A 12559-nucleotide genomic window follows, 5' to 3' on the forward strand; every position below is an offset into this window, starting at 1 on the left:
GCTTTATTCCTCCAATAATCCCGCAAATTCTTTTGATTGTTGTTTCTCATGTTTCGTATTTGCTAATTTTTGTTTTTGCCTTTGCTCTTGTTCTCGTTGTTCTTTACGATGTTCATCTTTTTCTGAATAACTAATTTGAATATTAATTTCTTTTTCTTTTAACTTTAGCTTCAAATCGTCAAAAATCATTTCAACACGTTTTTTCGCATCGTGTTTTTCCATTTCTACATGAACCTCAATTTGATCTCCATGCTTTTTCATAAATACAGTTAATGTACCAAGTTTCTCTGGATTTAGCTGGAATAAAACACGTTCTTGTTTCACTACAAACTTTTGCAGAGCTTCTACTTGTGCTTCCATTTTCTTGCCTAAGTCAGGCAATGTAACCTTCTCAGCTCCACTATTTTGTTTTCCTATTTGGTCAGTACCCGTTGCTTTATTTAATAACTCAGCTCCGGCTGAACTGGAATCATTTAACTGATCGACTTTTGGTAACTCTACCTTCACATCATCGCTCTCTGCTTTCGGGAGTTCTACTTCCTTAGACTCCTCTTGTTTCTTTGCAATATTACAAGTTTCTGATTCTACGACTTTTAATACTTGCAACGTCTGCTCTGGCATTGTCACCTTGTCTAACGCCATTTGCATTGTATCTTCTAAACATATGACATTTTTAATATTCATGTTCGAAAGGAGTTCTTGTAATTGTTGTAATTCAGCTGCAGGCAATTCGTTCAGTTTAATATTTCCGTATTCTTTATATAATTCTTGTATTTTTTGTATGTATTGATATAACAATTCTGGCTGCACACGTAATTGCTCAATTGCAATCATTTGCTCAGATACAGCTAGTAATAATTGTTCTGTCTCTTTTTTTTCTTCTTTCTTTACAATCGGCTCTTCTTTCGTTACCGTTTTTTTTGCGAGAAGATATTCTTTCTTCTCTTCTTCTGGTGCTTCTTCTCGTTTCGGTTTCTCCGTTTTCGGCTGTTTTTTATTTTCAATTCTCATTGTATTATCGAATGAAGAATTTTCATTTTTTGATTGCACTTCTAGCCCTTTATCTTTTTGCGGAGGTAAACTTTGCTGCACCGGTAATACAAATTGTATCACTACATCCACCTCATCCGTTCATACACATTTTTAAATCAAGAAGCATTTTTTCTTCTAACTTTTCTTTTACTTTCACAAGCTTCTTACAATCTTCTTGATACATTTCATCAATGACACGTTCTTTTTCTTTTATTTTCTCTAAAAGGCTTTCATTTTTTTGAATAAAACCTTCTGTTTTTTTAATTTTCCGATTCCATTCTTCTATTCTTTCAGGTGAAAATGTATGTGAAGACAGCATACCAGCCATAATACGTTGCCCAGTTTGTACGACTTTACTACGTGATTTCACAACATACAGATCATATTCTTTTTTTTGTTCTATTTTTCTTTTTTCAGCTGTTAGTTCGTACACTTCTTTCAAGATTTGTTCTTTCTCTTGATTAATCTGCAATTTTATCGTGTCGTACTGCTGCTTATCCACCTGTTTTCATAGCCCCTTCCTATTATAACGTTCCCTTTTTCTATTATATAGTTTTTTTACAAAAAAATCTGTGAAATATTAAAATCAAAAAAATAAGACCTCAAAGGGCGAGGTCTTATACAATATGGTACATCGCTTGGACAATATCTTCAAAATGAAAGCTATCCGTTCGACCTTGTTTTAAAAACTTATTTATAGCTTCCACTTTATTTTTACATTCAAAAATATAAGCATTTTCTTCATTTTCTTGAATTGTTCCTAATTTAAAATACAATTCATTCTCTTTATAAATAGATAAAATTTTTCTCATTTCATTGGCAAGTTGCCAATGATTCTGCGATACGATTTCTTCCATAATCCTACTCACCGAATCTAGTACGGAAATGGCAGGATAATGGCTAAGCGTCGCAAGCTCACGCTTTAATACAATATGTCCATCTAAAATACCACGTGCTAAATCTGGTACGGGACCATTTAAATCGTCACCATCAACTAGTACCGTATAAATACCTGTTATAGAGCCTTTTTGCGTTTTTCCGGATCGCTCTAATAACTTTTTCATATAACTTTCCATTAACAGTGTTTTACCACCGATCGGTAATTCCTTTACTGCAATATCAACACTGCGGCGTGCATCAGCAAAACGAGTAACAGAATCCATCATAAGTAGTACATTATTACCTTGATCACGGAAATATTCGGCAATCGACGTTGCAAGCTTAGCCGCACGCAGTTGCATAAGGTGACTTTCATCTGACGTCGCTACAACAACGACGCTTTTTTTCATACCTTCTTCGCCTAATTCTTTTCGAATAAAGTCTTTTACTTCCCGGCCACGCTCACCTACTAAACTAATAACGTTAATATCAGCTTTTGCGTTTTTCGCAATCATTCCAAGTAATGTAGATTTCCCAACACCCGATCCAGCGAAAATACCAATCTTTTGACCGATCCCAATCGTTAACATAGAATCAATCGATTTAATTCCCGTTTCAAATACATCTGTAATTTCTTCACGCTCAAATGCATGAATCGGCGGTGCATCTAATTTTATTTTTTGCACTGGAATATTTTCAACATCTTCGTTTAACACTTCTCCATTTGCACTTAACACTTTTCCAAGCAAATGATTACCACGGGGCACAACAACATCTTCTGCAATTGATGTAACTGAATCTCCGTAACACACCTTTTCTGTCTGTTCAAATGGGAGTAACATATTGTTTTCTTTTTCAATTGCAATAACTTCACATAAGACGCTATGTTCTCCAACGAGACAAACATCTCCAATCTTCGCTTTCGGACCTTTCGCTACAAAAAACTGCTCTTGTACACTATGAACTTTGCCAACTTTCGTATAAAACGGCGTTTCAATAAACGTATTCCATTTATTATGTTCGTTCATGAGCTTATTGTTCATACCTTTTGCTCCTCAAACAACTTTTCCTCTTCCCATTTATGACGAAGTTTCGCAAATATAGGTGCAAATTTAAATTCAAAAAACTCTTTCTCTTCTTCCAAAACAAATTCGCCAAACTGTAAAGAAAAATCATACTTCCATTCTACTAATTGTAGTAACCAATACTCTTTCGTATTTTCTTTCTCTTCTTGTATACGCTCAAATGTTTCTGGATGAACCGTTATAGTTAATTTTTCAAATGAAGTAGGCAATGTTTGCACGATACCTGTTAAAATCGGCAAAACGTCTAATAATCGTGAATCTACCGCTTGATTCACGATTTTTTCTGCTAATTGAAAAGATTGATTCCATAATAACTCTGTCCATTCATATGCCGTTTCTTGTTGCTCTTTTTGAAACTGTATACGCGCTACTTCCATCTGCTCCATTTGTTCATGAATATGCATTTGAAACTGTTCTTTATCCTGTAACAACCGCTGACGCTCTTGCTCTAGCATTTGCTGCTGCTGCCTTAGTTGATGCATTTCAATATGTAATACATCTTGCTGTGCTAGAAGTTCTGCATAATCTACTTGTATTTCTTCTTGGGCGTGAACTGATATTGGTTTCGGGAATTGTAATTCATACGTTTCTTCAGAAAAAGAAACAGAATTCTTCGGAATTCTGTTTTTAAATAAGGACATCATCTTCACCTCTTTGAACGATAATTCTTCCTTCTTTTTCTAGTTTTTTCACTGTACCTGTAATCGTTTGCTGCGCTTTTTCAGCATCCGTCATCTTAAGCGGTCCTAAGCCATCTAACTCTTCTAGAATCATCTCTTTACGGTTTGAAGACATACATGTAAATAATTTCTCTTTAATTTCTTCTTTTGCAATTTTAATTGCTTTCGCAATAACACCGTTATCTGTAATTTCCTCTAATACGCGGCGAAGTGCAAGATCTTCAAGACCGAGTAAGTCTTCAAAGACAAACATATTTTCTTTAATTTTCTCAGATAACTCATAATCGACTTCATCGAGCTTTTGAAAGACTGTTTTTTCAACGCCTCGTGAAACGTTATTTAAAATGTTCACAATCGTTTTCAATCCATCTGTTTTATTAATAGCACTAAATGCCATATTATTTAATTTTGCTTTTAATAACTCACCAATTTGATTAATTAATTCACCATCTACTTGCTCTAGCTTCGCAATGCCCATTACCGTTTCTACACGTTTATGATCTGGTAATCTCTCAATTAATTGAGATGCTAGTTGAGGCTTAATATAAGAAGCAATAATTGCTATTGTTTGTGGCGATTCATCATTAAGCACTGTAAGAAGTGGCTCTAAATCTGTTAGTGAATTTAAGAATTCAAACGGATTATCTTTGTTGTACCAAAGGTCTTCTAATAATTTTTCCAACTCGTCTTCTGGCATATTTTTAAATATACGGCGAATGTATTCTTTATCTGGAGTCACTAAATTCAATTCTTTTACATTTAGTTCATACAGAAACTCCCCTAGTACATTTTCTAACGTTTCTGGTTTATATATACGAAACTTCGCAATTTCACGAAGTAACACTTCTTTTTCCTCAGCCGTCATATATTCAATGACTTTTGCTGCCACCTCTTCGTCTAATGTACGAATGAGGATGGCAGCTTTTTCTTTGGAGGAGATTTCATCTAACATTGTTTTTCCTCCCTTACTATCCGTTTAGCCATTTTTTAACAACTTTTGCAGTACCTTCTACATGCTCTCTCGTAGCTTCCTGCACTTGGTCATCTAATGTAGGTTCTGCCGGTTTCACTGGCACTGGTTCTAGTTTTGGCTCTGGCACTATTTTCTCTTCAGGAATTTCCATAATGCTTTCACTACTAGCAGCAACTTCCTCTTCTGCTAAGTATTCATCATATTCCTCTTCTTCTTTCTTTTTCTTACGTCTTGCTAAGAAGAACCATAATAGGCCACCAAGCGCTAACAATCCACCTGTAATTCCACCGAATAACCACCAGTTAATGCCGATTTTTTCTGGCTCTTTCTCTTTCTCTACTTTCGGTTGATCAAACTGAACAGTTACAACGTTAACTTGACCATTTATAAAGTTTCCATTCGGATCAGCTTGAAGTCCAGCAGCTGTACCAATTGCTTCTTTAAACGTTGTCATATCAATTCTTCGTTTTACTAACGTATCATTATCGACCCATACAACAACATTTGTTTTTGTTAATTCCGGATGTTTCTTAATCGTTTCAACCGTTTTATCTATCTCATAGTTTTCAACTTTGTTACCATTTTTATTATCGTAGACGATTTTACCATTTTGATTATTGTTCGTACCGTAGTTTGGCACTTCACCATTCGCTGTAATACCAGCACTTGGCTTCGTATCCGCTCCTTCTTGCGCAGTAGAGCTTTCCTCTTGCTCTTGTTTACTGCGAAGTACACCTTTATCCCCATATTTTTCTGACTGACGTGTAACTTCATCATAATTTACAGACACTTTCGTATTCACTTTATATTCATTTGGCTTAAACATCGTCATTAACGTCGCATCAATATCTTGCTTTAATTTACCTTCAATTTGTTGTTGCATCTCAACTTCTTTTTCATAAGAAGAGGAACTAGTAGAATGTGCTTCATCTGCTCCTTTCGAGATAATACCTTTTTTACTATCAATAACACTTACTTCTTCTGCTTTCACCCCAGGAACTGCCGCACTAATCATTTGCTGTATACCTGCAACTTGATCAGCTGTTAATAGTTGTCCACGTTTCACACCAATAGTAATTGCTGCTGTTCCCTTTGCCTTTTCTTCATCAAAAATGGTTTCTTTTTCAGGTAATGTAATTTGCACATTCGCCGTTTCAATTGTCGCAAAGTTTCTTACAATATCTTGCTCCAATTGCTTTTTCGTACCGACAATCTGCTTCATTTTCTTATCTTGCTCACTTGAACCGAGCGAGCTTTCTAATAAAATTTCCTCACCGCTTTTTGAATTAAACGGTAAGCCCATTCCATTCATTTCTTTTCGAACCCATGGAGCATCGTTCTTTTGCACTCGAATCGAACCATCGGCTGCTAATTGGTAATCAACACCTAGCTTCGATAATTCTGCTGTAATCTCTTGCTTATCTGTATCGTTTAAATTTTGATATACAACAACATATTTATCTGGCAAGGTGAAGTATAAAAGTGCTCCTGTTACAATCGCTAAGAGCGCAGCACCAATTACTAACTTATGCCACGTTTTCAACGATTGGAAAACATTTTTTATCTTTTCCATTTAAACACACCCGTCCATTTTCCTAAATTTGCATATTAATTAGTGACTTATAATTCTCAATAAGATTATCTCGTACAAGAGCAGCCGTTTTCATTTGTGATTCAGCTTTCTTCTGCTGAATTAAAACATCATGCGTTTCTCCTACCCCTTTTGTCAGTAAATCATATACTGCTGTTTGTGCATTATTTTGCGTTTGATTCATATCTTCCAATAAATCAATAAACTTTTTGCCTTCAACTACAGATGTTTCTGAAGTTTTCGGTACGCCAATTGGCTGAATTGCTCCAAATGGCTGTGTATTTAACATTGGTTGGATTTTCATATTTCCCCTCTTCCCTCTTATCCTCGGCCGATTTCTAAATCTTTATCGAGCATTTTTTTGTTCGCATTTAATACACTCGTATTTGCTTCATACATTTTTTGAGCAACCATTACATTCGTCATCTCAGCTGTCACATCAATGTTCGGATAACGTACATATCCTTCTTCATTTGCATGTGGATGCGTCGGATCATACACAAGATTTTCATTTCGATCCGTTTCAATACTTTTTATTTTCACTCCGTTAGTAGGAGCTCCATCTAGCATACTTGCAAAACTATTGTTTGATTCTAGCACCACACTTCGGCGGTGATACGGCTCTGCGCCCGGCGCTCCCGTCGTATTTGCATTTACGATATTGTTAGAAGTAACTTCCATCCATTTTCTCGCTGTAGTTAGTCCTGAGCCACTTGCATTAATTGCTTGGAACATCGTTGTCTCTCCTTCTACTCTTAACGTCCACGTGCTGCTTGGTTAATTGCGTATTGCGTATTAATCGCATTAATTGAGATACCGTATAATTGGTTTGTTTTCATTAAATCTAGCATTTCTGTCGTTACGTCCACACTATTTCCATCTTTATTCGTTTGCATTGATTTCGTTTGAATCTTTGCATATGTATTTTTCGCATTTACTGTTGGTAAGTGCATTTCATTCGTTTGATATAAGTCTGAATTACTCTTTAAATCCGCAGCATTTTTTTTGAATAGCGGATTATTCATATTCATTTGTTCAGCAAATGTTACATCTTGTGCTTTAAACCCTGGTGTATTCGCATTTGCAATATTACTAGAAACAGTATTTCGCTTCGTTACTAAATAATTCATATAATGACTAACATCACTAACTAAGTCCGGCATATTCCACACCCTTCTTTTTTCCATCATGCTCGCTTACGGCATGATCATCCACTGATGGAAGTTTCACTTTATTATTCATTTCCTTATATGTATTTATTAAAATGTTATCTATTATGTACCCTTTCATATTTTATTCCATTTTCCCATTGTTGTCTTTAGAAAAATACAAAAATATATAAAAGAATAAAAAAACTGTATTCACTTAGTAATCTATATAACATTTCTATATAAGAACAATAAAATAAAGTTCATTTTTTTATTATTTAGATTATTTCTGTTTTTTCATTACAGTCATAAAGTGAAACCTCAATCAGCGGAACGCTTTTATTCAAACAACGGAATGGATTCCCCTTATAATAAGGAGAACCCGTTTCCATACTTTACAATTAATATTTACCGTAAAACGAATTAGCTTTCATTCGTCCATCATTTGTCATAATCATTTCTTCCAAAATCTTTTGCTTATCTCGAATATGTTGAGCTGCCTTTATTATTAATGGACTCACTTCCGCTGCAACATCTGCTCGCGTCTTTTCATCCAAGGTCATCATCCAGCGATTTAACATAGCACTTTTCTCAGCAAATTCTTCATCTGACACTTGCAATTCACCGATTTCATTAAAACAGCCGACAAACGCTCGATAAATATCATTGTTCATTTTCGAGTGCTCCGCGGTAACCGTCTATTAAATCTTGTAACACTTGTACAATCGCATCCATGTCTTTTGCTTCACGCGTTACTTTCATCGTCTGAATTTGAATGCTAATCCAATCGTATAAACCAAATAGACTATCATATAAATCTTTAGTAATCTCAGGATTTAATTGAAGCTTTAACTCTTCAAAAATACGTTCTAATTTTTCAAGAAGTGCATCTCCTTCTTGTAGTTTAAAAGTATTTAAAAGCTCTTCTAAATTACGAAACTCAACGATACATCTTTCATAAATAAAAATTGTATTTTTAATTGGATTACTCGTCATAATATCATTTTGCATATAGCGTTGCCATGCTTGCATACGATCACGTCCTTAACTTTCATTAATCATCACTTTTTTGTTTTGTCATTGCTTTAATTGTTTTTAGTTGGCTATCTAGCGCCGCTAATGTACTTTCTAGCTTTTGATACTTCTTCACAATCTCATCTTGTTTTTGCAGATTTTGTGTTTCAATATCTTTAATCTTTTTATCTAAATCACTTACACGTGAATCGATGTTTTTTACACGTTCTCCGACTACACCTTTATCACCAAATAGTTTATCAAGTGGTTCTTCCATCATCTTCCCTAAACCGTTAGAACCAAAGAAAAATTGCTTCGCTGCATCCGGCTTGTCTTTTAACGCTTGTGTTAATTTTTCATCATTAACTTCCATCGTCCCGTCTTGCTTTAATTGAATTCCAAATGAAAACAAATAATTACCGTCTTGAGAAAATGTTACGATGTTATTCATCGCTTGACGTACACTTTGCATAATAGCTTGACCTTGGAAGGCTCCACCTTTTCCAGCAAAAATATCTATTGTAGAAACAGCTTTATTATAATCAGCTACCATTTTTTTAATAATATTTGATGCGTCTGTTACATTTGAATCACTTACTGTAAACTTCAGATCAATACCTTTTACTTTTGAATCTGTTGTTGTACCTGCATCTGGTTTTTCTTCTACTTTTGGCTCCGTTACTTTTAACAATTCAATTTTCACGCCAGGAAGAGCTTCAATTGTATTCGTAGGACTTTTGTCCTCGATACCGTTAATACTATATATAGCATTTTTCGCTTCATTAATAGTATTTAATTTCATTTCCGTCTTAGTTTCACTGTCTTGATTTGTGCCTGTCCCTTTAATTTCCACCTCTGAATAAAATAGTTCAGTAAGTACGTTAGGTGGTGTACTTGCTAATTTAATAGCGTTTGCCTCTCCTTCTTTCGTAGAGGACATAAAAATTTTATTACCAAGTGTATATGCTGATACCCCATAATCCCCATCATTAATTTTATTAATTAAATCTTTATATGTCATATCAGTTGTTACTTTTAGTTCTTTATCGCCTAGTTTTATTGTTTCATTTCTTGGAAGCTTCTCATTTATATTATCAATAGAATTAGAAGCTATTTGATGACGCTGTGCGAGCTGTGTAATCGTCATATTAAAAGTTCCTGCAATCGCTCCACCATCAGCTTTTACATTAATATAACCGTCTTGTGTTGTTGTAACTTTTTTCTCATTCCCTTTAAAAGCCGCTAAGTTTTTAAATGTTTGTGTGAAAGAACTAAATTCTGATTTTAAACTTGTGTATAATAGTTTATCTTGTGAAAGTTGGTTCTTTTCATTAGCATACGGTGTTTTTCTCATATCTAACGCTTGCATTTCTAATTCTACAAAGTTAGATGTATCGATCATATTATTTCCGAGGTTCCAGATCTGTTGTCTACCGCCAATACCTGTTAATGTTCCTGCCATGTTGTCTCACTCCTTATTGTTTACATGTAGTCTAAAATACTCGTTTTACTCATCGTACTAACCGCTTTAAGCGTCGCTTCATACGTTGCATTGATATATGCTAGGTCAGAAATTGCTACCGCCAAATCGACATCTTCAATTTCTTTACGGTTTTCTTGAAGTGCTAAATTTTGCTCGCTTAAAATCGTTTTAAACGTCTCCATTGTATTCATAGTTGAACCAACTTCAGTTGTACGGTTAATGATGCTATCTAAGTTTTTCTTATTTTCTCCTAATAGTGGTTGCAAAGCTTTTTGATCACCGTTATTCAGCGCTTCACTCATCTGTTTTAACGTTTTTATAACCGGTGATAATAATTCTTCTCCGTTACGAAATGCTTTTAATTCATAGCCATCATTTAGTTGCCAGTTCACATCATTTTTTCCACCTTGATACGTACCATCTTCTGTGAATGGAACTTGCTCAGCACTATCACCACCGAAAATATAACGGCCTTGCTCTTTCGTATTCGCTAAATATACAACTTGTTTTAAAATTTGATCAATCTCTGCACCGATTGCCTTCAATTCTTTTTCGCTATTTGTTCCATTTAACGCTTGCACTGTTAATTGATCCGCTCTTGTTAAAGATTTAAAAACACCTTGTAAAGTATTTTCAGTTTGTGTTAATACATTTTTCGAATCCGCTAAATCTTTTTGCATTTGTTCAATATTTGCTAAAGAATGCTGAATCGCAAATGATTTGCTTGCCGCAAGTGGATCTTCACTCATAAGAAGGTTTTTCTTCCCAGAAGTTACTTGATTTCGGTGGTATTGCTGTTGCACATTCAAATCCATCATCTGATTCTTCGCCCAGTTTGCATTTTGAAATGTAGATACTCTCATCCCTCATCTTCTCCTTTATCTATATTTGACTTGGCGCGGGGAAGCAACCACAACTGTACGGCTATTTTCTTCCCTACCATCCAATCATTTCATATCTCTGGTCTTACACGGCTTGGTCCACTAAAAGGCTCTATCCGCTTCCACACTATGCCGGATCCTCTCTCTACACATAAAAGAAAGAGACGTTTCGTTTTTATTTGACATGGCTGTTCTCTAACCTAACCTATCCCACAACCACTTCATATCTCTGGTCTCACATCGCTCAGTCCACTAATAGGCACTGACCGCCTCTATCTAATGCAGGACCCTCTCTCTACACATAAAAAAGGGGCTTCGTTTCTATTTGACATGGCTGTTCTCTAACCTAACTTATCCTACAACCACTTGATATCTCTGGTCTCACATCGCTTGGTCCACTAATAGGCACTGACCGCCTCTATCTAACGCAGGACCCTCTCTCTACACATAAAAAAAGGGGCTTCGTTTCTACTTCGCGTTATCTAATAATCGAAAACAGACTGTCAAATACTTCATTCATCGTTGTAATGGCCTTAGAGTTTGCCACGAAGTATTTCTGGAAGGCCATTAAATTAACCATTTCCTCTTCCATATTGACGCCTTCTATACTCATCTTTTCTTGCTGAATACCTTCTAATAAGTCTTTATGAATATTTTGATAAGCATTCACTGCACTTTTATCAGAAGCTACACCAACTATGAATTGGTCTAACGCTTGTTTATAAGAAAGACCTTCTTTATAATCTCCATCTGTAATTCCTGCCAGTTTATTTGCTGTTTCAGCAGAAATTTTCATTTTTGAAACATCTTTTGCGAATTCAGGATTTAACTGAATATCTTTCGCATGATCTCCAACGAAGAAATCTTTTCCCATCACTGTATTCACTTGATTTTTCACAGAACTCATTAAGTCTTCAATATTTTTCTTATAACTAGCAATCTTTCCTTTCGTATCTATTGCTGATTGAATGGCTCCACCTGTTAAAGGAATATCCGATCCATAAATCGCAACAGTCATCGGTTCGCTCCCCTTATTTAATTGAAGTGGATATGTGTCTTGTCCATTTACTGTTAAAACGCCATTCATTCTAACACTCGTGATATTAGGATTCATAGATTCATAAGACACTTCTATATTGGCATATTTAGACATCTCTGTAATAATGCGATCACGTTCATCTAATAGTTGATTAGGTACTTGTGTTCCTGCCTGTCCAATTTTTTTATTCGCTTCTGCTAAACTAGCACCAAGACGATTAAATTCATTGACATGCGCTTCAATATCTTCTTTCGTCTGTACTTCCGCTGTATCTAAGTTTTTCGCAAGACGATTTATTTGACTTGTGAACTTTCCAGTTTCAGCAACTAATGTATCGTAGTAGTTTGATTGTTCTGGATTTTTCGCAACTTCACGAAAAGCATTAAAAAAACCATCCATTAAACTAGATAATGAATTCTTTCCTGTAGTTCCTACCATAGACTCTACTCGTGATAAAGTAGAATTCATATATGCATAGTAAGAGAACTGTGACAACTGATCATTAAATTGCTTCGTTTTCACTTCATCAGTAATTCGGTCAACACCTAATGTTTGTACACCCGAACCAATTCTCTGTCCTGGCGTATGACCATTACTTGCTCCTACAGACCCTAAATTCACGGCTTGACGCACATAGCCAGGTGTATGAATGTTAGATAAGTTTTGTTTCGTCGTTTGTAATCCCATTTGGGCCGCTAGCATACCAGATAGCGGTGTATTATAATCAGATAACCTCATAATGCTTCACTTCTCC

The 12559-nt window shown here is 35.3% G+C and carries 14 protein-coding genes; all 14 read right to left on the reverse strand.

Going from position 1 to position 12559, the window contains the following annotated elements:
- Positions 1 to 3: 3 nt before the first annotated feature.
- A complete protein-coding gene (locus JTF23_RS01010) occupies positions 4 to 1113 on the reverse strand; it encodes a flagellar hook-length control protein FliK (protein WP_131231700.1) in 1110 nt (369 codons plus the stop codon).
- A gap of 10 nt (positions 1114 to 1123) precedes the next feature.
- The gene (locus JTF23_RS01015) at positions 1124 to 1534 is read right to left on the reverse strand and encodes a cytoplasmic protein (protein WP_088078220.1); all 411 of its coding nucleotides are present in this window, start codon (positions 1532 to 1534) and stop codon (positions 1124 to 1126) included.
- Positions 1535 to 1649: 115 nt separating this feature from the next.
- Positions 1650 to 2954: a flagellar protein export ATPase FliI gene (fliI, locus tag JTF23_RS01020; protein ID WP_204207914.1), complete on the reverse strand. Its 1305-nt coding sequence runs from the start codon at positions 2952 to 2954 to the stop codon at positions 1650 to 1652.
- The gene (locus JTF23_RS01025; RefSeq protein ID WP_204207915.1) at positions 2951 to 3637 is read right to left on the reverse strand and encodes a FliH/SctL family protein; all 687 of its coding nucleotides are present in this window, start codon (positions 3635 to 3637) and stop codon (positions 2951 to 2953) included. The genes fliI and JTF23_RS01025 overlap by 4 nt, the downstream gene beginning before the upstream one ends.
- The gene (locus tag JTF23_RS01030) at positions 3624 to 4628 is read right to left on the reverse strand and encodes a flagellar motor switch protein FliG (RefSeq protein WP_078180524.1); all 1005 of its coding nucleotides are present in this window, start codon (positions 4626 to 4628) and stop codon (positions 3624 to 3626) included. The genes JTF23_RS01025 and JTF23_RS01030 overlap by 14 nt, the downstream gene beginning before the upstream one ends.
- Before the next feature lie 16 nt (positions 4629 to 4644).
- On the reverse strand, positions 4645 to 6222 hold the full coding sequence (gene fliF / locus JTF23_RS01035; RefSeq protein ID WP_204207916.1) for a flagellar basal-body MS-ring/collar protein FliF: 1578 nt from the start codon (positions 6220 to 6222) through the stop codon (positions 4645 to 4647).
- 22 nt (positions 6223 to 6244) lie between these two features.
- Positions 6245 to 6544 carry a flagellar hook-basal body complex protein FliE gene (gene fliE, locus JTF23_RS01040; RefSeq protein ID WP_033714758.1) on the reverse strand — a complete coding sequence of 100 codons (300 nt, stop codon included), beginning with the start codon at positions 6542 to 6544 and terminating at the stop codon, positions 6245 to 6247.
- A gap of 17 nt (positions 6545 to 6561) precedes the next feature.
- A complete protein-coding gene (gene flgC / locus JTF23_RS01045) occupies positions 6562 to 6975 on the reverse strand; it encodes a flagellar basal body rod protein FlgC (protein ID WP_002030933.1) in 414 nt (137 codons plus the stop codon).
- 20 nt (positions 6976 to 6995) lie between these two features.
- Positions 6996 to 7403: a flagellar basal body rod protein FlgB gene (gene flgB / locus JTF23_RS01050; RefSeq protein WP_088078217.1), complete on the reverse strand. Its 408-nt coding sequence runs from the start codon at positions 7401 to 7403 to the stop codon at positions 6996 to 6998.
- Positions 7404 to 7789: 386 nt separating this feature from the next.
- Entirely contained in the window at positions 7790 to 8062 is a 273-nt protein-coding gene (locus JTF23_RS01055) for a hypothetical protein (RefSeq protein ID WP_002201054.1), read from the reverse strand.
- Positions 8052 to 8420: a flagellar export chaperone FliS gene (locus JTF23_RS01060; protein WP_002012050.1), complete on the reverse strand. Its 369-nt coding sequence runs from the start codon at positions 8418 to 8420 to the stop codon at positions 8052 to 8054. Before JTF23_RS01060 ends, JTF23_RS01055 begins: the two co-directional genes overlap by 11 nt.
- Before the next feature lie 22 nt (positions 8421 to 8442).
- Complete coding sequence (locus tag JTF23_RS01065; protein ID WP_204207917.1) at positions 8443 to 9864, reverse strand: flagellar hook-associated protein 2; 1422 nt, start codon at positions 9862 to 9864, stop codon at positions 8443 to 8445.
- Between the two features lie 20 nt (positions 9865 to 9884).
- Positions 9885 to 10748, reverse strand: coding sequence for a flagellar hook-associated protein 3 (locus JTF23_RS01070; RefSeq protein WP_002149158.1), 864 nt, complete (start codon positions 10746 to 10748; stop codon positions 9885 to 9887).
- A gap of 496 nt (positions 10749 to 11244) precedes the next feature.
- Complete coding sequence (flgK, locus tag JTF23_RS01075; protein ID WP_204207918.1) at positions 11245 to 12543, reverse strand: flagellar hook-associated protein FlgK; 1299 nt, start codon at positions 12541 to 12543, stop codon at positions 11245 to 11247.
- Positions 12544 to 12559 lie beyond the last annotated feature (16 nt).

This window comes from Bacillus sp. RIT 809 (assembly GCF_016892495.1).
Taxonomy (GTDB): domain Bacteria; phylum Bacillota; class Bacilli; order Bacillales; family Bacillaceae_G; genus Bacillus_A; species Bacillus_A cereus_U.

Excerpts from the sequence above, each read along its gene's own strand:
- JTF23_RS01070 (WP_002149158.1), bottom strand. The coding sequence starts at position 10,748 with ATGAGAGTATCTACATTTCAAAATGCAAACTGGGCGAAGAATCAGATG.
- JTF23_RS01030 (WP_078180524.1), bottom strand. The coding sequence starts at position 4,628 with ATGTTAGATGAAATCTCCTCCAAAGAAAAAGCTGCCATCCTCATTCGT.
- fliI (WP_204207914.1), bottom strand. The coding sequence starts at position 2,954 with ATGAACAATAAGCTCATGAACGAACATAATAAATGGAATACGTTTATT.
- JTF23_RS01060 (WP_002012050.1), bottom strand. The coding sequence starts at position 8,420 with ATGCAAGCATGGCAACGCTATATGCAAAATGATATTATGACGAGTAAT.
- fliE (WP_033714758.1), bottom strand. The coding sequence starts at position 6,544 with ATGAAAATCCAACCAATGTTAAATACACAGCCATTTGGAGCAATTCAG.
- flgC (WP_002030933.1), bottom strand. The coding sequence starts at position 6,975 with ATGTTCCAAGCAATTAATGCAAGTGGCTCAGGACTAACTACAGCGAGA.
- JTF23_RS01025 (WP_204207915.1), bottom strand. The coding sequence starts at position 3,637 with ATGTCCTTATTTAAAAACAGAATTCCGAAGAATTCTGTTTCTTTTTCT.
- JTF23_RS01055 (WP_002201054.1), bottom strand. The coding sequence starts at position 8,062 with ATGAACAATGATATTTATCGAGCGTTTGTCGGCTGTTTTAATGAAATC.
- flgB (WP_088078217.1), bottom strand. The coding sequence starts at position 7,403 with ATGCCGGACTTAGTTAGTGATGTTAGTCATTATATGAATTATTTAGTA.
- fliF (WP_204207916.1), bottom strand. The coding sequence starts at position 6,222 with ATGGAAAAGATAAAAAATGTTTTCCAATCGTTGAAAACGTGGCATAAG.
- flgK (WP_204207918.1), bottom strand. The coding sequence starts at position 12,543 with ATGAGGTTATCTGATTATAATACACCGCTATCTGGTATGCTAGCGGCC.
- JTF23_RS01065 (WP_204207917.1), bottom strand. The coding sequence starts at position 9,864 with ATGGCAGGAACATTAACAGGTATTGGCGGTAGACAACAGATCTGGAAC.